The following is a 21,336-nucleotide window of genomic DNA, read 5'->3' on the forward strand; positions in this document are numbered from 1 at the left end:
TTTTACACAAAAAATCCCGAAATTTCGATAACGGGATTTATATTTTAAATTGATTCTGTTTTTAATCTAAAACGCTCCAACCTCTTTTCGGATTGCTGTTGTTGGATACTTCCTGTTCGTTAACAATAATATTCTCTTTTCTTTGACCAATGTAATCAAGCTCGCTTAATTTAGAGAAAATCGTTTCTAAGCTTCTTAACATTTGCTGAATGTAAACGAAAGGCTCTCCACAATTATGATGATCGTAATTGGTTTCGGCAACAATAGAAAGTTGATTCAACAGTGTGTGTGGTGCAATTTCGCTCCATTCTAAACTGTAATTTAACATTTCCTCCAATTCGGCAGGAACTATAACCTGAGTCGCATTGTACATACGAAGTGCCAGCTTAGCAAAAGATTCGATTAAAAATACCGGTGGCTGATAAGGCGTAATATTCCTGAACTGGAAATACATATCCCCAAAAGTATTAATCATCGTATTACAGAGATACTTAACGTTTTGTGCTAATGCTGTATTTTGATTTTTATGAGATGTTTTCTGGATGATTTTAAAAGCATACTGTTGTAAATTTCCAATAGATTTTGCAAAACTATTGTAATAATCCAACAATGCAGGATGGCTCTGAATCGACGTACACGGCGGAATAAAATTAGAATCTACCTGCGCAATATTTCCTTTTAAATCTACTTTCCCGATGATTAAATAATTTCCTCCCGAATAACTGCTGTTCAAAGAATTCACAGGCAACAATTCAATATGATGATTCGGTTGTGTGCTTGGATGGCGAGGCGGAATTTCCTCGGGATCAATATCTCCAAACGGAACTTTATCAAACGGATTAACAGAAATTAGGATATAATATTCGCCATCAGCCTGCTCTTCATTCATTGTTTTTGCCAATGATTTTACACTTACTCTTCGGTCATTCAATTCAATCCTATACCCCGCCATTGTTACTGCAGTACAATGTTTTATAACCAGCTGAACATCATTTGTTGCCGTATTATGAACATCAAAAATTGTTCTGTCAGTGAACTCATTTGAGATGGGTAAAAGTCCGTAATTATATGTTGTGATTCCCAATGAATTGGAATCTCTGATGGTATCAATTAAAAAATTATCCTGATCATTAAGATGTCTCTGGGAAACCTTCATCCCGTCAACCCAATTGATGGCAAAATGCTTAATAGGCTGTATCATATTCAATATTTTTAAATGGTGTGTTTATGCTTTTCTTACTCCTTCTTCCTCGTGCTGAATGACTCTTTTACAGATGACAACATCGTTTTCTGCCACTCTGTTTTCAGTAATATCCTGGTCGAAATCAATATATTTTCTAAAACTGAAAAACGATTTTTTTGTATAAAATATCCAATAATACGGTTCTTGCGTATCATCAGAAAGATGAATAATAGAATTTGGATTTTTATGGTTGTAATCATCAACAACTCTGTAAAACCAATCTCCAAAAGTCACGCCAGTCGGCAATGTTTTCGCTTTAATCCTGAATCTGTTGGCATCTTCAAGGTTTTTACTTAATTCAACATTCAAAACCATTAGACGATCAAAATCAGCACCTTCAAAATCCGGAAGTTTCTGATCCGGAGAATATCTCCATGTTTTATAAATATCCACCGGAATACTTATTAACTGAACATAACAATAATGAAAAACCAACGGAACTAAAAAGATAAAAATACTTGTCGCCGCCATGATCGGGTCTCCTGTTCCTTTGCTCATCCATCCGAAAATTAGATAGAAAAGATAACCTCCTGCTCCGATACATGTTATTGAAAGTATAGATTCAAATAAAATGCTTTTTGTAGTCGAAGTAAAATGCTTCTTGAAATACCTGTCGGATAAATTAACATGAATAATCCCTAAAATAAGGTAAATAATTTGTGCAATGAGATACCAGTACGGATTAAACAAATTTCCCGCAAACCCGAAAATCCCCGGAACCGCAAGACATAAGCTGCACAGCAGCACGTAGATGATAATCGTTTTAATTTTAATAGCGGGTTTATTCTTTCTGATAATTCCTAAAATCACCATCATGATAACCGCAAACAAAGGCATTAAAATATACCTTAAAAAGATCCCTTTTACTGAAGAAATTTCCATTAGTCTTTTTTCAAATTTATATTTTTATTGGTAATTGTAAATATAGTTAAAAATATTTTACAGAAACGTAGAGTATCCGAGACGATTGGTATTTCTTTCATCATCTTCCAGCGCAAAAGAATATTCCTTCTTTTCGGTGATAAAATTCTCTTCAACATCTACACTTACAGGTAAAAAATAATCGTACAACGTCTGAAGAACTTTTCTGAAAGGACTTCCGTCAATATACTTTCTCATTTCAGGATAAGGAATCGGTCCGACATTGACTACCCAGTTTCTCTGTCCATCCATATGTTTCCCGCTCGGAATATAGGTGACTCCCAATCTTGAGTTTCCCAACAGCATAGAATCATTATTACTTTTCATTTTTTCTATGATATTAGGGGCGAAGGAAACTTCGACAGGCACCTGTAAAAGTGCAGTCATACATCTTTCAAACCATTTTTTATCGCCTCTTATCTGATGAAAAAACGGTAATATATAAATGAAAATGTAAGCATTTTTTTTGTCCAGCATATCAATTAACGGCCACAATTCTCTCACCGTATGAAGCAAAGAATCTGTGTCGCTGGAGATATCAAAATCAAATTCTTTAAGCAAAGCGCTGATTTCAGTGAAAAATATTTCCAGTTCAAACGGGCGGAAAAATTTTCTGGCGTCCTCTTCCACTTTTTTCTGTTTGCGGATCTCACGGACAACGCTTTCTACATTTTTACGTGTTGCGCCCAACGACGGTGGATGAAACAAACCCTCAGGAAGATAATCATAAATACCTTCCCTATACGTTTCTATAGTAAAAACTTCTTCGTCGAAACCCAAATAATTGCTCGAAATACTTTTAATATCTTTTAAGTAAGCACGGTCATTAATTCCAATTCGGTCGATAAAAATATTGCTTACCGCTCTGTGATATTTCAACAGGTTTACCGCAACAGCTTCCGCTTTAAAATCTGTCTGCAGTTTATTGTAATTCATGTCTAGAATATTATTCTCATACATAGTGTCTTCTGTGATTTTGGCTTTGTAAAGGTAATATATCTCTTATTATTGAAAAAGTATTTTCTCAATATTTTTCATTCTAAAAATACTAATTTATTGAAAATAACAAGAACAATATATCGCATTACCGTAAAAATACGGAAAATAAGATAACAACAAGCGGATGTCAGAGTAAATTTTAAGATTTTGTTAAATTTAAAAATCCCGAATGTAATTCTATTTCCTACTTCAAATTAAACTTATCTTTGCACCTTGAAAATGTTATTTACAATGAAAAGTATTTATTCTAAAATTCTGATTTTAGCATTCATGGCATCTTCGCTTTATTCTTATGCATGGGGATTAACGGGGCACAGAATTATCGCAGAAATTGCAGAAAATCATCTTTCCGGAAAGGCGAGAAGAGAAATTAAAAAAATAATGGGCAGAGAGCGTCTTGCGTATTGGGCAAACTGGCCGGATTTCATCAAATCTGATACAACTGGCGCTTGGAAACAGGCTTCAGCATGGCATTATGTAAACATCAATCCACAAACTGATTTCAAAGTTTTTGAAGAAAAACTAAAAGCTCAGGCAGGTCCGAGTTTGTATACTCAGGTTAAAACATTGTCGAGTCAGATTAAAGACGAAAAGACTTCTGAAAAAGACAGAAAAATAGCTTTGATTTTCCTTATACATATTATGGGAGATCTATCTCAGCCTCTACACGTTGGAAGAGCAGAAGATTTAGGAGGAAATAAAATTAATGTTACTTATTTTGGAGAAAAAACAAATTTACACTCAGTTTGGGACGGGAAATTGGTAGATTCACAAAAATACAGCTATACTGAATATTCTAAATTGTTAGATATTAAATCTGATGAAGAAGTAAAACAAATCCAAAAAGGTACACTGGAAGACTGGTTGTATGATTCTCATCAGATTGCGAACAAAATCTATGCACAGACTCCAAACGATTCTAAATTGGCTTACGATTATCAGTATAAATTCAATGACACCATGGAAAGACAGCTTCTTTACGGAGGTTTAAGACTTTCAAAATTGCTGAATGATTTGTTTTAATAGTTGATTGTCAAACTTAAATTTATATAAAGCGGAACTTTGGTTTCGCTTTTTCTATTTTAAACAGAGATTGCACTAATTTTTTTGACTAAACAAAAAGATTCTCGATCTGATTTTTTAAATCTATTTCTAAGCAAAGAAATAATAAATCGTTGTTGTATAACTTTGGAGCGATAATTTACAACTATTTCTTCAATGTTTATTTAATTTAATTAAATAAAAAATTATTGTAACATGTGTAACCTTTTTACCTTTTCAAACGTATAATATAATAGAAACTCTTTTTTGAGGATAAAATAGATGAGACAATTAAAAATCACTAAGCAGGTAACCAACAGGGAAACTGCTTCATTAGACAAGTATTTGCAGGAAATTGGTAAAGTTGAACTAATTACCGCGGACGAAGAGGTAGATTTGGCACAAAGAATCCGTGCAGGCGACAGAGCAGCATTGGAAAAATTAATTAAAGCCAACCTTCGTTTCGTGGTGTCAGTATCTAAACAGTACCAAAATCAAGGTCTTTCTTTACCCGATTTAATTAATGAAGGTAACTTAGGATTGATGAAGGCGGCAAAAAGGTATGATGAAACAAGAGGTTTCAAATTTATCTCTTACGCAGTTTGGTGGATTCGTCAGTCAATTTTACAGGCGTTGGCAGAACAGTCAAGAATCGTAAGATTGCCGTTGAATAAAATCGGTTCTATCAACAAAATCAACAAAGCATATGCTCACCTTGAACAGGAAAATGAAAGACCACCTTCTCCGGAAGAATTGGCTGAAGTTCTTGATATGAGTGAGGAAGATATTAAAGAATCTATGAAAAACTCCGGAAGACATTTGTCTATGGATGCGCCTTTGGTAGAAGGTGAAGATTCTAATCTTTATGATGTATTACGTTCTGGAGAATCTCCAAGTCCGGATAAAGATTTGATGCTTGAATCTCTTCAGATTGAGATCGAAAGAGCATTAAATACTTTAACGCCAAGAGAGGCAGATCTGGTAAGATTATATTTCGGTTTAAACGGAAAACATCCAATGACTTTGGAAGAAATCGGTGAAACCTTCGACCTTACAAGAGAGAGAGTTCGTCAGATTAAAGAAAAAGCGATCAAGAGATTGAAACACAATACCAGAAGTAAGATTTTAAAATCTTATTTAGGTAAGTAATTTTTTACGAAACAATTATACGCGGAGCTTGATTTTCAGGTTCCGCTTTTTTATTTGTAATTTTTAAAGTATCTTCAACTGATAAAAATGAATATTAAGCATAAAGTTTATCATTCTAAACTAAACAGGGCAAAATGAAGAATCTGTTTATATAACTTTAAAACAGATCTCTTATTCCTCAAAATGACAATTAATAAAACAAATCCCATGAAAAAAATACTTCTTACATCTACTCTATTTTTATTGACAATTTCCTGCAAAGAGAATAATCAGACAAATACAGATATTGTTGAACAAGCCACGAAAAATACAGAATCAAGTTTTTCAATAAAACGAATGAGCAGATCTGAAGCTATTATTGACGGAATTTATGCTGAAAAAATTAAAGATGATCCAAAACTCATCGAATTAGATAAGAAATTTAAGACTTTGCAAAATGACAGTCATATTATGCAAAATCTTTATGATGATATTATAAATTCATCCGAGAATTATTACTCTGACGGAGAAAAAAGAGCGAAAAATATTATGGATTCTGCACTACAGAAGGAAATTTTAAATCTTTTGAAAAACAGTTCGGAAAAATATGATGTAAAAATTAATAAACTGAATGAACTAAAAATTCAAGTAAATCTTAATTTTATAAAACTTAACTCTTTTTATGACATTTATAAAATTAAAAAAACGATTCCTGAGATTGAAAATTATCAGCAAACTCACCCATTAGACACGGACAGTTTGCAGAATTTCATCAATAAACAAAATAAATTATTGAATGAACTGAAAAATTTAAAATAATGAATTCAATTTCAATAATCGGAGGCGGAATTGGAGGTTTAGCGCTTGGAAATATTCTTAAACAACAAAATTTAGATTTCACGATCTACGAATCTGCACCGGAAATAAAACCAATTGGTTCAGGAATTATGATGGCAATCAATGCCATGCAGATTTTTGATAAGCTTGGATTAAAAGAAAAAATTGAAGATGCAGGAAATAAAATTCATGGGATTTCCATAACCGATGAAAATTTTAAATTAATCTCAAAAACCAATGTTCTTGAATTGGAAAAGAAATACAATTCCTGCAACGTTGCCATTCACAGAGCTGATTTGCAGAGAATTTTAGCTGAAAATATAGATTTCGAAAATATTAATTTAAACTCTTCGTTAAGTCAAATTAAAAAGGAAGAAAATTATATTCTCAATTTTGAAAACGGAAATTCAATTGAAAGTAAAATAGTGTTCGGAGCAGACGGAATAAAATCTAAAGTTAGAGATCAAATCATAGAACCCGGGAAAATCCGAAATGCAAAACAAATTTGCTGGCGTGGTTTAGCACAGTTTGATTTACCCGAAAAATTTCATCATGAAGCGTTTGAAATTTGGGGAAAAGGAAAACGTTTCGGTTTTGTAAAAATGTCTGAGAAAAAAATCTATTGGTACGCCGTAATTAATGAAAGAAAACAGAAACGTTACTCAAATTTGATTGATTATTTTTATGATTTTGATCCTTTAGTTTTAGATATTATTGAAAAAACTTTACCGGAAAATATTATTCTTAATGACATCATCGATCTCTCACCTATCCCAAAATGGTATTCTGAAAACCTTTGTCTTATTGGTGATGCTGCTCACGCAACCACTCCAAATTTGGGTCAGGGCGCTTGTCAGGCAATTGAAGATGCTTATATCATTGGTAAATTATTGGAAAACAACAAAGATTTTAATTATATTTTTAATGAATTTCAAAAAATAAGAAGAAAAAAGGTGGATTATGTGGTAAATACAAGTTGGAAAATCGGACAGATTTCTCAATGGGAAAAAGGAAATTTTTTACGAAATTTCTTCATGAGATTAATTCCGGAAAGTATAAATCATAAATTAGTTGAACAAACTATTCGATTGGAAATATGAATCTTTGGTTAAAAAACAAAAAACTGCTTCAAAATTGAAACAGTTTTTTCATTAATATGTCAAAGTAATTCCGGCTCCCCATCCCATTTCATTATCATAATTTCCGGAGACAGCTAACCATTTTTGTAGAATATATCGTAATCCTGTATTGAATTCTCCATCAGAATTTACACTGAAATTTCCTCTCAATCTTCTGGAAAGTGGTATATCTTCCCGACTAAATTCCAATAAAACTTTACCATTTTGGTCAACACTTGCATCTGCTGTAATCAGCATTGGCAAAAGATATTGCATCCCAACGATAAATGCGCCCTGAGTTTTAGACGCTTTTTGCTGTCCGAACCAGGTTTTCTTTCCATAAAAACCCATTCCCATTTCATTTGCCATTTGCCTTTCCATAATTTCATGGTTTTTCTGAATTCTGAAACCCACATATGGTAAAGCCCATTGAAATTTTCCTAAAAATCTTCCAACTTTAAAATTTCCGTCAAAATGATTGAAATCCCAATTTGAATGGAATTCATTTGAATTCGCCCATCTCGGACCAAACATGGTCATCGTTTCTGCATGAATTTTATTACTGTTAATATCCAGCATTGCCATGGAACTCACCATTCTATTGTCTTTCATGAAATCTTTCCAGGCTAATTTCCTGTTTGGAAGCTGTGGATTCGGTGCTGAATTTTCATAACTGAAAATCCTTCCCATTCCCGCCATCATGTGATACAGAATATGACAGTGGAAAAACCAGTCGCCATCCTGATTGGCAGCAAATTCTATCGTATTGGTTTCCATCGGCATTATATCAACAACATTTTTCAAGGGCGAATATTCTCCTTTTGAATTTATCAATCTAAAATCGTGACCATGAAGGTGCATCGGATGCCGCATCATCGAATTATTATACATTGTAATTCTCAGAATTTCACCCTTTTTAACTAGAATTTTATCCGTTTCCGTAACTGTTTTATTATCCAGTGTCCAGAGGTAATGATTCATATTTCCTTCCAACGTAAACTTCATTTCCCGAACATTTTCTGTTGGAAGAATCGTTTTTTCAGGAGATTTTAAGATGTTGTAAGATAGCCTTTTGAAAGATTTTTCTTCCTTCATTTCCATTGCTGAATGATTAGAATGATCTTCTTTTTCAGAATCTTTGGTGGTAATTCCCATCATTTCATTGATATGTTTCGCGGTCATTTTTCGTTGACTATCAGGAAGTTCAGGATACATCACTTCATTCATGTCCATCATTTGATTACTCATCGTCATGTTCATTGGTTTCATATTTCCGCTCATTTCCATCATTCCGTTCATCATTTTCATACCTTCAAAAAGTTTTAATCTGGGTAAATCCGGAGCCTCAATTTTTTCTCCCGACCCTAACCAAAGTGAGGCATGACCAATTCGGTCTTCTGAAGTGGCACGAAACTCAAAGCTTTTATTTTCCGGAATCGTAACTTCAATATCATACGTTTCTGAAACTCCGACAATCAATCGATCAACTTCCACAGAGACAACATCGTTTCCATCATTTCCTACCACTTTAATTTTTCCACCTCCAAAATTCAGCCAAAAATAAGTGGAAGAACCGCCGTTGGCAACTCTCAGCCGAACTTTATCTCCCGCTTTTAAATTTGAATAATCAGAACTTGGAAGTCCATTAATCAGAAACTTATCATAATACACATCGCTCACGTCCATTGCTTCCATCCTCTTCCATTCATTCAGTGCTTTCGTTCCGAAGTTTCCAGATTTTATAGCTTCCCAATAACTTTGAACTGCATTTTTCTTGATCGCATACCAATCTGTATTTGCCATATGAAGTCTTCTGGCAATCTGCATCGGATCATCATCACTCCAATCTCCTAATAATACAGGAATTTCTTTGGTATAATTCACTTTTGGTTCGCCTTCTCTTTTATTGAAAACCAAAATACCGTTCATCCCAATCTGCTCCTGCAAACCTTGGTGAGAATGATACCAATACGTTCCGTTTTGAGAAATTTTAAATTTATATAAATGTGTTTCTCCAGGTTTAACAGGTTTCGTAGTCAAATAAGGAACTCCGTCATGCTCATTCGGTAAAATCACGCCGTGCCAATGAAAACCTGTATTTTCTTTCAGCATATTATGAAGGTAAATCTCTGCGGTATCTCCTTCTGTGAAATATAAAGTGGGCGCCTGCAATTTGCCGTTTACAGCAATTGCTCTTCTGTTTTTACCTGTAAAATTAACGATCGTATCTTTTACATATAAATCATAACGAACCGTTTTTCCTCCAAAACTTACTTTTCCGTTTTCTGAGTTTCTTTTTAAAACCGGATTTTGAGGTTTAGGTTCAGATTGATTCTCAGTCTGAGTTTTAGAAACTAACGAAACTTGAGAATGATCTGTTTTTTTACCCTTAATTTTCTTCTCAACTGTAATCTTATTTTTATTTTCTGATTTTATTTCTGTCTTTAATGGAATCTTCATTTTAGATTTTATAACAACCGTTTTTTTCACCAGCGTCATCCCACATTTCGGACAATCCCCCGCTTTTGAGGAAACTACTTCAGGATGCATCGGACAGGTAAAAATTGTTTTTGTCGTTTGTGAAAAGGTAGTAACAGAGAATAAAAGCATCAGAAATAATATTATTTTATTCATAATATTTCACACTTTTAAAAGCTGTATAGTTTAAATTTAGCTTAAACTATACAACTCATTATATTTAAATAAAATAAGAAGATTAATTAATGGTAGAGTTTACATTCCCACAGGTAAGCATAGATTTTCCATAGTACGGGTTTGCAATCTGTTTTTCGTCGCTCAGCCAACTTCCGTCAGCCATCGGACAATACTGAACGTACACAGGTTTTTCTGAAAGCTTAAATTCTTTCGTTAAAGCAATCATATTATCAGAAAGATTGAAAAAAGTTTCTCTCTGAGATGCAATATTTCTAGCATCAGAAATTACCGTTGCATCTTTTTTTAGCATTGTGAGATTACCTTCAGAAATTATTTTATAATCGACTGCGGAAGCCGTTTTAATAAATTCTGTTGCGGCTTTTGAAGTTTTGTCGGCATCATCTGAAGCTAAAGCAGATTTTATCGCAATATAATTTTGATACAATTTCGTAACCTGAGCATCTTTTTTAGATTGTGCCGAAATTGAAATGATTGAAAATAAAGAAAATACTGCTGTAATGATATATTTTTTCATTGTTTTAAATTTTAGAATTATTTTTTAAGAATAGATTGTTAAAAATATCGCACAATGCGACAAATAGTGACTTTCGTAATGATTTAAAAATCAAACGACTGACGAATTCTAAATTCTAAAATTACAATGATTGATAAAGATTGGAACCGACCAAATTTCAGGCGGTGCATCAATCTGAACCTGAGTAAATTTGGTAACTGAAAAAGATCGATCAACAAAGAAAAAATCGTTATACTGAACTTCCTGAATCTGCTTTAAAAAGTCAATTTTAAGAAAATCTGATTTTTGGGAATCATCAACTTTTACAATTTTCAATTCTGTTTTACAGCAGTCTTTTTTAGTTTTTACACCACATTTGCTGCATACATCATCAACTTTCTGACTGATAGAAGCCAATTCTTTCATGCAATAATGAACGCTGAAAACCGCCCCGGAAGAAAATCCGAAGTAGAAAACAGAGAATAATATGGCAAGAATCTTTTTCATTGAGACAAAGGTAAAAATATCTTTTATATGATTGTTATAGAATTGTGTAATGTTGTTATAAAATTTGGAAAAGAAAAACGCCTGAGAAATTTTCAGACGTTTGTATTTTATTTTAGGAGAGATTTAACTATCTATTATTTGGAACCTATTTAATCTTAAATTCAAGTTTCACATTAAAGAAACGTCCTGTCAGACGAACCGGAACCGGATACATTAGATTGGTGTTAGCATCTGTAATCCATTGATTGGCAACCGTATTTCTGATGTTGAATGCATTAAAAACCTGAACACCCAAAGTTAATTCTTCAAAGTTACCCCAGAAACCGTATGTTTTTTTATTTTCTTTCCTATCTATGAATACTTTTGAAAGTCCTAAGTCAACTCTTTTGTAAGAAGGTAACTTTCTCTGATATTGATAAGGATCTGTAAGAACCGGCGCTCCTGTCGGCAGCCCCATTGCGTAGGTTAGTGTTAAATTCACACGCATTGACGGGAATTTAGGCATATAGTCCTGATAGAACATTGCAAATCTAAACCTCTGATCTGTCGGTCTCGGAATGTCTCCCTGTCCATCAATATTTTCATACACTCTGGCGTAACTCGCAGATAACCAAGAATCGACACCCGGAACGAATTCCCCGAATAATCTTGTATCAATCCCGTAAGCATACCCTGTAGCATTATTTTTTCCTGTGTAACGAATTCTAACATTATCCATATAATATGGAATAATATTATCCATTTTCTTGTAATAAAGCTCTGTTGTTAATTTAAACGGTCTGTCATCAAAATAAAATTCATAATCATTAGCCAAAATCGCCTGAATAGATCTCTGTGATTTTATATTGTTGTTGAAATTTCCGTCTAAGTCTTTGATTTCCTTATAAAAAGGAGCCTGATAATACACCCCTCCGGAAAGTCTGAATAACATATCTGTATCCCAATCCGGCTTGATGGCGAACTGAGCCCTCGGAGAGAAAATCGTTTCATTATTAAAGCTCCAATGAGAAACCCTTGCGCCTGCATTTACAAAAACTTTATTGTCACCCCATAAAAACTTCTGCGAATACTGTGCATAAGCAGACATCCTTGTAGGTTCAATCTGATTTTTTCCTGCAATATTATACATTAATTTTAAATCTCCAGGGCTTCTTGGATCAATAAATTCTTCATGTGGAAGGCTATATCCTGCAGAATCTACCAATCTCCATTCATTGGTAAGGTCTCTGAGATTTTCTTTTTCATATTTAAAACCAACTTCAATATCCGTGTTTACATTGGGAGAAAAACGCGTTCTGAATTGAGTTCCGTATGTTTTTACAAACAAATCATTTCGTGCATGTTCTATTTGCCCGCCCACGTCATAAGATGTAACCGGAGTACCCGTTATAGGATCAAAAGTCTGTAAAATATAGGCTGAAGCGATAGAATAATATTCTCTTTCACGGTTTTGATAAGCAAAAGCATCCAATGTAAATCTCCATTTGTCTGAAGGTTTATAGTTGATGGAAGCTGTACCCATCATATTTTTATACTTATCATCTTCACGACCTGCATAATTTACAGTAAGGTTAATCGGCTGTTGTAAAGAACCAAAATCGATACTTCTTTCTCTTGGAATCATCTCGTAATCATTCTTAGAATAATATCCTATAAATGAAACGGTCAATTTGGGGCTAAAGTGATAATTAAGATACGTCTGAAAATCCATATACTTGGGATTAAAATCGGTATCTTCTTTTAAAGTGTTTAAAACAAGGTTTGTATTTCTGTATCTTCCTGAAAATAAAGCCGTAAACTTTTTATTACCATCACTGTCTTTTCCAGCTCCGAAACCCGTAGTTAATCTTCCTCCGATTAAACTCGCCTCACCGGAAACTTCAAATTTTTCCGGTTCACGGTAATAAATATTTAAAGCAGAAGACATTTTATCACCATATCTCGGTTCAAAACCTCCCGCGGAGAAATTCACTGTTGAAACCATATCAGGATTGATGATACTTAAACCTTCCTGCTGAGAATTTCTGATTAGGAAAGGTCTGTAAATTTCAATATCATTAATATAGATAAGATTCTCATCATAGTTTCCACCACGAACCATATATTGTGAAGAAAGTTCCGTATTGGAATTTACAGACGGTAAAGTCTTGATAATCCCTTCTATACCTCCGGAAATACTTGCTACATTTTGAGCATCTTTCGCTGAAATTTTTACAGTGGTAAGGTCGGTGGTTTTTCCTGTTACCTTTTTCTGGAATACAATTTCCTCAATATCATTGGTTTTTACAGTATCCTTTTTTCTTACTTGAGAGAATACTAAAACGGGAACCATAAGGCTCAATGGTAAAACTAGTTTTTTCAAAAGAAATGCTTTAAAATTTCAAACGTGAATATATACAATTTATTTTAACTTATTTAAACTTTATTTAACATTTAAAACAGAATTATAATTACTTTGAAATCCTTTATTATTAAGGACTTCAGATTTTTCCGTTTAAAGTTGAAAATTTAAATAAATCCTTAAATTATTATAAAATTGCTTCTCTAACTCTTGTTAGTTTCTGTAATAAATCTTCTAAAAGATCTAATCTCAACATATTTGCTCCGTCAGATAAAGCTGTTTCTGGAGTTGGATGCGTTTCTATAAAAATTCCATCGGCACCCACTGCAATTCCAGCTTTTGCAACTGTTTCAATTAGTTCTGGTCTTCCGCCAGTCACACCAGAACTTTGGTTTGGCTGTTGTAAAGAATGTGTAACATCCAGAATTACAGGCGCATATTCTCTCATGGTAGGAATTCCTCTATAATCAACAACTAAATCGGTATATCCAAAAGAATTTCCTCTTTCGATGATGGCAACTCTCGGATTATCAGAGTCTGTAACTTTCTGAACGGCAAATTTCATTGATTCCGGAGAAAGGAACTGTCCTTTTTTTAATGAAACACATTTTCCCGTTTTTGCAGCAGCAATCAAAAGATCTGTCTGGCGAACCAAAAATGCTGGAATCTGTAGAACATCAACATATTGCGCAGCCAAAGCAGCATGATCATTTTCGTGAATATCTGTTGTTGTCGGAATATTAAAAGTTTCACCAACTTTTTTAAGAATTTCTAAAGATTTTTCTTCGCCGATCGTTGTAAAAGAATCTACCCTACTTCTATTGGCTTTTTTGAAACTTCCTTTGAAAATGTATGGAATATTATATTTATTTGTCAGCTCAACAACCTTTTCGGCAATTCTAAGTGCCATATCTTCGCCCTCAATGATACAAGGTCCGGCAATTAAGAAAAAGTTTTTTGAATCTTTGTGATGAATATTATCTAAATACTGAATCATTTTATTTTTAATTAAAAAGTTCAGTAAAAATAATGATAAAGTTCGGTAATGTGAAATTATTTATCTGCTTTGATTGCTATGATAATGATAGTTGTTGTCTTTAACATTATATTTCTAAAACTTCTTTAAAATCTTTTCAAAAGTATTGATATTCCTGCTTGTCAACTGATCTTTTAGGCTTTTTTTACCTAAAATTTTCCCGAAAGTAGAATCCAAAGTATTTCCTTTGGGAATTTGCCAATAGAAAATATTATTCACAATTTTAGCGTATTCATTTTCAGTTTTTGAAGCGTTTTCGAATTCCTGCATTAAAATTTTCTCAATTCCATCATTTCCTACAAAAGTATAGGAATGAAGATCATCATTCTTTTCGAAAGGATTTCCGTTCCAGATGTTTTCTATTTCTTCCTGAGATTTGATAAATAAAAATGCTTCATAAGAAAAATGATCCGACATTGCCTTCTCAAGAATTCTTTTTAATTCATCTGCAGTTTTGTCTGATAAAAAAATAATATTCCCAGAAGCCAAAATTGAAACTACATTTTCCATGCCTGCCTCTTTGAAAACCTGACAGACTTCCGCCATTTTCATATTAGTTCCTTTTACGTTGACGCCTCGAAGAAAAGCACAGTATTTCATAGTTTAGGTTTTAGGAATTAAGGGTTCGGTTTAAAAATATTCAATCAATTCTTTCGTACAAATTATAATCTGTTCCGGAAGGTTTTAAAATATAGATTTTCTCTAAAATTTTGTTATCACTTTTCAAATGATCTTTCACACGGAATTCTTTTAATAATCTATAATGAACTTTGAAATATTCCGCATCTTTTCTTTGGTGCAGATCGTCGTAAGAAAGAAGATATTTCGGTTTTCTTTTCTTCACAGTATTAATCCAGAAATTCGGTTTATCTTTTTTGATTTCTTCCTGAACTTCTTTATCAACCAAACCAACTTCATCAATGGTTTTTAATCCTGAAAAATAAGGAACGTAACCTGCAGGCTCCAATAAAATCCATTGGTTTTTATCTTTTTCATATTGACCTAAAAATACCCCAATTGTTCTTCTGTAATTCCATTCTCCGTTTCCTGTTGCAATGGAATGTATGGTTTGAAATGCTAACATCGGGATGATATAAATTACAATTAATAATGACAGCCAAAGGTTTCTTTTAACTTTCTGTTCCAGAATAAAAATTAAAACAGGAACGAACAATAAGATTTGAGGAACCCAGTAATACCAATCAAAAAGACTTTTTTGTGAAAGAAAAATCAATTGTTTCACCCATCCAAAGATAAAGATCATCCATAGAAAACGGTTTCTACTTTCTCTTTGTCTGATTAAATAAATAAAACATAATAATTCAAAAATCAAAAGAAGAATTGTCAATGGATTAAAATCTCCCGGAAGTTTCAGCATTCCCCAGAAATTACCGAAGTTCAGTTTGAAATAATCTAAATTCTGAGCAAAAGTAAATGGTTTATCATACGCTAATTTCTTAGCAACAATGGTATTATTTACAATTTCACCAAAATAAAACCAATTGAAAGCGACTGCTGCGGAAACGCCTAAAATTCCACCTAAAATATAATTCCATCGGATTTTTTTATTCCAGATTATATCAACCAAAAATACAGTTCCCAAAAAAATGACCGTATCAATTCGGGTAAATAAAATTAAAATCGGAAAAATAATTAAAGCCCATTTTTTATTTTTATTGAATCCATAATAAAGCAGGGACATTTCCAGAAGGAAAAGAATTCCGTATTCCATTCCGAGAATAGAAATTTTTATCGCTGGAGGAAGAATTCCGACTAAAAATATAAAGATGGCTTTGTGCCAGACTTTTTTCAGAACCAAATGTGAAAGCAGTAAGCTTCCTATGGTGAAAAGTATAGAATTGAAAATAAGAATCGGGGTAATGAAATTTTCTTTCCCGAAAATCAGATTAAAAATATAGGAAACAAAAACATAAAGATGTGTTGTAGATGCAGAAATTTTGGTGTTTCCATTAAATCCGATAACACCATAATCTAAAAGGTTTTGCGCTACTCTCCAGGTAATAAATGCATCTTCCTGAATGTAATGGGTAAGTAAAAAAATGAGCTTGAAAACAACTGTAAATAATACAGCGTACATTGGGATTTTTTGATTTTCTTTCTTGATCATTGTGCTTCTTTAGTTTCGCAAATATAATTCATAAATTTTTGAAACCAAATAGAAATAAAAAAACGGAACCGAAGTTCCGTTTTAAATTTTGTTATTATTGTGTTGCTTTGATAATCGAATTGGTAATTTGACTTTCCTTTTCTTTCGAATATGTAGAATCAAATGGTTCCATAATATCAAATAAATACTGATAGAAAGGTGTGATTTTCTGAACATTTTCAGATTCGCTCATCGCTTTTTCTTTGCCCATTTCTTTAAGATTTTCAACAAACGTATTGAACTTCTTATCAATTGGCTCAATTGATTTTACCAAGTAATCGTAAGCTTTATCTTTTTTACCGATTTTTGTGTAACCGTCTGTAACCGCAGAAATTACTAAGGAATATTCCATTGGTTTTGTTCTGATCTGTCTTCTAAGGAAACTTTGGTCATATTTACTCAGACTCATGTAGTAATCGTATTCCTCGAAAATTCCTTTTTTAAGAACTTCCGCTAACTTCAATCCTTTTTGTTCCTGTCCTGAAACGATGTATCCGTACACCATTGAACTTAATGAACGAGGATCGTTATACTTTTCTGCTGGGATTTCTTTAGAAGCTAAATCTAATAATTCTAATGCTTTTCCTTTTTGTCCCATTGTAGCCAACGCTGCTGCAGCTCTGCTTGCAGATGCTCTGTAACTCATAATATTCGAAGTTGCCGTTTCATCAAAATGAGTATTCAGATCTTTGAAATTACCCCATCTGAAGTTTTTCACCACATTATAAAGAGAATTGGCATCAACTCGGCCCATTTCCCCATCCGGAGTCTGTGGCGTATGGATTGGAACTAATCTGTAGCTGAAACCATCAAACTGAAGATATTCGTCAAGATAGAAAATATTTTCGCTGTCGTAGATTCCTCCTGAAGAGAAACTGACCGGTCTTTTCCAGTCGAAATTTGCCAATACATCCAATAAAATCAAATTATTTTTGAAAAGCGTATTTCCTTTATAAGTAATCATGATCTGATTAACCGTATTCGGAAGGTCTGCCGCAGAAATCGTTCCCGATTGTACCGCATTTACTTTATTTACAGGTAAAATGAATTTATTTACAGGTAAAATATTATACTTATCATACTTTTCTTCGCCAAAATATAATTTTAATAATTCATCTTTTGCAGGAGATTTATATTTGATAAAATTCATGGCTTCCTTCAAAGTCATTGAATCCTGAGTAAGATATTTTCTGAATTCTGCAAATGTAGATTCTGCGCCCTGCTCTTTTGCCATAGAGAAAAGTCCTGTCCAATCATCTTTCTTCATCATATAGATCTGGTCGTTGACACCATCTCTGTAATCATCATGCGTCAGCTGACTTGGGATTGCATCTGCATTGTATGTTTTTCTTTTGATCTGATCAATATTCCAAGGAGTTGAAGCTAATGTGAAATTAACCACTTTTACATCATCTCTGAATCTTTCAGTTTCCTGAATTGCCCAAACCGGATACGTATCATTATCACCATAAACGAATAAAATATCTTCTTTCGGTAATGATTTTAAGATTGAATATCCGTAATCATAAGAAGTATATCGGTTGTGTCTGTTGTGAACACTATAATTCTGGAATCCCATCATAAAAGGAACTCCTAATAAAATAACTCCCGCTGCAATATTGGCAGCATTAGATTTTATTTTAGACTGTAAGAACCAAAGAATTCCTCCGGCTCCGAGACCGATCCAGATGGCAAATGCGTAGAACGAGCCGACCATTGCATAATCTCTTTCTCTTGGCTCAAAAGGCTTCACTCCCGTGTAGAAAATAATTCCGACACTTGTGATGATAAATAAAGATAATATAGCGTAGAATCTTCCGAAGTCTCTGTTTAATTGGAAAAAGAATCCAATTAATCCTAATAATAAAGGCAAGAAGAAGAATTTTACCGTACTTTCATTTTTGAATTTTGCCGGCATCTTATCCTGATTTCCTAAAATCGCATTGTCTACGAAAGGAATTCCTGAAATCCAGTTTCCTCTTGTAATTTCAGAATTTCCTTCAAGGTCATTCTGACGACCTACAAAGTTCCACATTAAATATCTTACAAAGTAATATCCGTTTTGGAACGTAATGAAATAATTAAGATTCTGAGAAAAAGAAGGTCTCTGAACGGTAATCAAATTATATGGTTTTACCTTTAAATAATCTGCTGCCGTGATCGTTTTATCTTCATATTTCTTTCTCAGATCATTATAAATCTGTTTAGCTTCAGGATTATCTGCAACGTCTTCATTAGCATAATTGAACTGAAAATCCGGTGCTCCGTACATAGAAATGTAATTTGCCATTACATCTTTATCTTCACTGAACATTCTCGGTAAAATGCTTACCTGAGATTTATTGTAAACATAGTTGATACGGTCTCCCGTCTTTCTGTATGTTCCTGCTTTCTCGTCTTTTTCGAAAATTTCTCCTGTTTTCTGAGTTTTGAAACTTCCGTCTTCATTTTTTTCAATCCCGTCATTATTAAGGAAAGCTGTATAGTTTTGACCGTAAATTGTTGGCCAGTCTCCATATTGTTCTCTGTTATAATAATCCAACATACCGATAGCGTTATCAGGATCATTAAGGTTCATTGGAGGATTTGCATTTGCTCTGATCGGAATAACCATCCAGCAAGAAAAACCAATAGTCATAAATACAACTGATAATGCAATTGTCTGGAATACACTTTTCTTTGCTTTTCTGGCATATTTAAGTCCAAAATAACAAATCGCAACCGTAATAATAAATCCTGCAATTGTTCCTGAGTGGAAAGGAAGATTTAATCCATTAACGAAGAAAATTTCCAATTTCCCGAACATTGTCATAATAAAGGGGAAGATTCCTTTAAATACAATCGCTAAAATAACTAAAGTAATACCGTTTGCCCAAATGAAATTGATCCAGGTAAATTTGTAGTTTCTTGCATAATACACGAAACAAACCGCCGGAATTGCTAACATACACATCATGTGAACACCAACAGAAAGTCCTAAAATGAAGAAAATAAGAATAATCCATCTTTCACTATCCAGAGCCTGATATTCGTTTTCCCATTTTGTAATCAACCAAACTAAAAGTGCGATGAACATGGATGCCATCGAATACACTTCACCTTCTACCGCCGAAAACCAGAATGTATCAGAAAATGTGAAGCACAAAGCTCCTATAACTCCGGCAAAGAGAATAGAAATTTCCTGATGTCTTGTAATCTCATCAAAATCTTTGTTTAAAAGTCTTCTTACAAAGTGAGTAATCGTCCAGAACAAAAACAAAATCGTAAATGCACTGAATAATGCAGACATCCCATTAATAACAATAGAATAATTCTCTCCGTTACCAAAAGCAAACATGGCTGCCACCGCACCCACAATCTGGAATAAAGCTGCTCCGGGAGCATGCGTTACTTCAAGTTTTACCGCAGAAGAAATGTACTCGCCACAATCCCAAAAACTGAAATTGGGTTCTATGGTGGACAAGTACGTGAAGAATGCAATGACGAAAGTCACCCATCCGAGAAGGGTGTTCCATTGCCTAAAAGTCCAATTTTTCATAGTATTAAATCAATGATGCGAAAATAAGGTTTTTAGATCAGTATCTATTGTTTTTAACAAAATTTAAAGCTTTTGGCTCACTTTTTGAAAACTTTCGGATTTATATAACGAAATAAAAATATTTTTATCTATTTTAGAGGTTAGAAATCAAACAAAAGTTTAGAAATTAAATTTATTTTTTTGTATTTTTGCCGACAGATTTTTATTGAAAAATAACAAATAATGAGTAATGTTTACGATAATATACTTGGCCTGGTAGGAAACACTCCTATGGTAAAGCTTAACAATGTGACGAAAGATATTCCTGCAACCGTTTATGCCAAGTTAGAATCATATAATCCTGGACATTCCACTAAAGACAGAATCGCACTTCATATTATAGACAACGCTGAAAAAAAAGGTTTATTAAAAGAAGGTTCCGTAGTTGTAGAAACTACTTCCGGAAACACAGGATTTTCGATTGCAATGGTTTGCATCATCAAAGGATATAAATGTATTCTTGCGGTAAGTGATAAAACCAAAGCAGAAAAAATTGCCTATCTTAAGGCATTGGGAGCTACTGTTTATATTTGCCCTGCAAATGTACCGGCAGATGATCCAAGATCTTATTATGAAGTGGCTAAGAGAATTGCTTCAGAAACGCCAAATTCAGTTTACATCAATCAGTATTTCAATGAATTAAATATTGATGCACACTATCAGACTACAGGTCCGGAAATTTGGGAACAGACAGAAGGTAAAATAACTCACCTTTTTGCTTGTACTGGAACAGGTGGAACTTTATCAGGTTCAGCAAAATATTTAAAAGAGAAAAATCCTGCAATCAAGATTATTGGTGTTGACGCAGATGGATCTATTTTGAAAAGCTATCACGAAACAGGGGAAATCCATAAAGAAGATGTTCATCCTTATCAGATTGAAGGAATGGGAAAAAATTTAATCCCTTCTGCCCTTCTTTTTGACAAAGTAGACGAATTTGTAAGAGTAAATGACGAAATGTCTGCCTACAGAACCCGCGAAATCGCTTTAAAAGAGGCAATTATGGGCGGTTATACTACCGGAGCTGTTACGCAAGGATTGATTCAATATGCACAATCCCATGAGCTTTCAGAGAAAGATATGATTGTTTTAATCTTCCCTGATCACGGCTCAAGATATATCACAAAAGTATACAGTGACAAGTGGATGGCAGAACAAGGTTTCGTTAATAATTGTGTTCACAATTATGATGAAGTTTTTAAAACTGAATTCATCAAATAAATAATAAAATAATTTTATACACATTAAGCCT

Annotated in this window: 16 protein-coding genes; 5 read left to right on the forward strand and 11 right to left on the reverse strand. The window is 33.5% G+C overall.

Translation table 11 applies throughout. The features are described 5' to 3' along the window. Positions 1-61 precede the first annotated feature (61 nt). The 3 genes from ASG22_RS16600 to ASG22_RS16610 are packed head-to-tail and all read right to left on the reverse strand — an operon-like array spanning position 62 to position 3,100. Positions 62-1,201, reverse strand: coding sequence for a hypothetical protein (locus ASG22_RS16600; RefSeq protein WP_055987134.1), 1,140 nt, complete (start codon positions 1,199-1,201; stop codon positions 62-64). Between the two features lie 24 nt (positions 1,202-1,225). Continuing rightward, positions 1,226-2,125, reverse strand: a complete 900-nt coding sequence (locus tag ASG22_RS16605) for a TssN family type VI secretion system protein (protein ID WP_055987136.1) — start codon at positions 2,123-2,125, stop codon at positions 1,226-1,228. A 57-nt stretch (positions 2,126-2,182) separates the two neighbouring features. Further along, positions 2,183-3,100, reverse strand: a complete 918-nt coding sequence (locus tag ASG22_RS16610; protein WP_238586940.1) for a type VI secretion system baseplate subunit TssG — start codon at positions 3,098-3,100, stop codon at positions 2,183-2,185. Positions 3,101-3,394: 294 nt separating this feature from the next. Here ASG22_RS16610 and ASG22_RS16615 point away from each other — a divergent pair, with 294 nt between their 5' ends. The 4 genes from ASG22_RS16615 (at position 3,395) to ASG22_RS16630 (ending at position 7,269) form a co-directional block, all read left to right on the forward strand. Beyond that, positions 3,395-4,186, forward strand: a complete 792-nt coding sequence (locus tag ASG22_RS16615) for a S1/P1 nuclease (RefSeq protein ID WP_055987140.1) — start codon at positions 3,395-3,397, stop codon at positions 4,184-4,186. A 300-nt stretch (positions 4,187-4,486) separates the two neighbouring features. Then, positions 4,487-5,353, forward strand: a complete 867-nt coding sequence (locus ASG22_RS16620) for an RNA polymerase sigma factor RpoD/SigA (protein WP_027385416.1) — start codon at positions 4,487-4,489, stop codon at positions 5,351-5,353. Positions 5,354-5,560: 207 nt separating this feature from the next. Next, complete coding sequence (locus tag ASG22_RS16625) at positions 5,561-6,151, forward strand: hypothetical protein (RefSeq protein WP_131726207.1); 591 nt, start codon at positions 5,561-5,563, stop codon at positions 6,149-6,151. Beyond that, a complete protein-coding gene (locus ASG22_RS16630; RefSeq protein ID WP_055987145.1) occupies positions 6,151-7,269 on the forward strand; it encodes an FAD-dependent monooxygenase in 1,119 nt (372 codons plus the stop codon). Before ASG22_RS16625 ends, ASG22_RS16630 begins: the two co-directional genes overlap by 1 nt. Before the next feature lie 51 nt (positions 7,270-7,320). Here the strand turns inward: ASG22_RS16630 and ASG22_RS16635 are convergent, their stop codons facing one another. The 8 genes from ASG22_RS16635 to ASG22_RS16670 all read right to left on the reverse strand — a co-directional run bounded on the left by ASG22_RS16635 (position 7,321) and on the right by ASG22_RS16670 (position 20,045). Beyond that, a complete protein-coding gene (locus tag ASG22_RS16635; RefSeq protein ID WP_055987147.1) occupies positions 7,321-9,921 on the reverse strand; it encodes a multicopper oxidase domain-containing protein in 2,601 nt (866 codons plus the stop codon). An 82-nt stretch (positions 9,922-10,003) separates the two neighbouring features. Beyond that, positions 10,004-10,477, reverse strand: a complete 474-nt coding sequence (locus ASG22_RS16640) for a DUF3347 domain-containing protein (RefSeq protein WP_055987149.1) — start codon at positions 10,475-10,477, stop codon at positions 10,004-10,006. Positions 10,478-10,585: 108 nt separating this feature from the next. Next, positions 10,586-10,963 carry an HYC_CC_PP family protein gene (locus ASG22_RS16645; RefSeq protein ID WP_055987151.1) on the reverse strand — a complete coding sequence of 126 codons (378 nt, stop codon included), beginning with the start codon at positions 10,961-10,963 and terminating at the stop codon, positions 10,586-10,588. A 145-nt stretch (positions 10,964-11,108) separates the two neighbouring features. Then, the gene (locus tag ASG22_RS16650) at positions 11,109-13,325 is read right to left on the reverse strand and encodes a TonB-dependent receptor plug domain-containing protein (protein WP_055987153.1); all 2,217 of its coding nucleotides are present in this window, start codon (positions 13,323-13,325) and stop codon (positions 11,109-11,111) included. Between the two features lie 166 nt (positions 13,326-13,491). After that, complete coding sequence (gene kdsA / locus ASG22_RS16655) at positions 13,492-14,301, reverse strand: 3-deoxy-8-phosphooctulonate synthase (protein ID WP_055987155.1); 810 nt, start codon at positions 14,299-14,301, stop codon at positions 13,492-13,494. A 114-nt stretch (positions 14,302-14,415) separates the two neighbouring features. Continuing rightward, a complete protein-coding gene (locus tag ASG22_RS16660; RefSeq protein ID WP_055987157.1) occupies positions 14,416-14,940 on the reverse strand; it encodes a DUF1697 domain-containing protein in 525 nt (174 codons plus the stop codon). 40 nt (positions 14,941-14,980) lie between these two features. Next, a complete protein-coding gene (locus ASG22_RS16665) occupies positions 14,981-16,468 on the reverse strand; it encodes a hypothetical protein (RefSeq protein ID WP_055987159.1) in 1,488 nt (495 codons plus the stop codon). 94 nt (positions 16,469-16,562) lie between these two features. Then, positions 16,563-20,045, reverse strand: coding sequence for a DUF2723 domain-containing protein (locus ASG22_RS16670; protein ID WP_055987161.1), 3,483 nt, complete (start codon positions 20,043-20,045; stop codon positions 16,563-16,565). 222 nt (positions 20,046-20,267) lie between these two features. Here ASG22_RS16670 and ASG22_RS16675 point away from each other — a divergent pair, with 222 nt between their 5' ends. Continuing rightward, entirely contained in the window at positions 20,268-21,305 is a 1,038-nt protein-coding gene (locus ASG22_RS16675) for a PLP-dependent cysteine synthase family protein (protein WP_055987163.1), read from the forward strand. Positions 21,306-21,336: the final 31 nt, after the last annotated feature.

This window comes from Chryseobacterium sp. Leaf405, assembly GCF_001425355.1.
Lineage (GTDB): Bacteria > Bacteroidota > Bacteroidia > Flavobacteriales > Weeksellaceae > Chryseobacterium.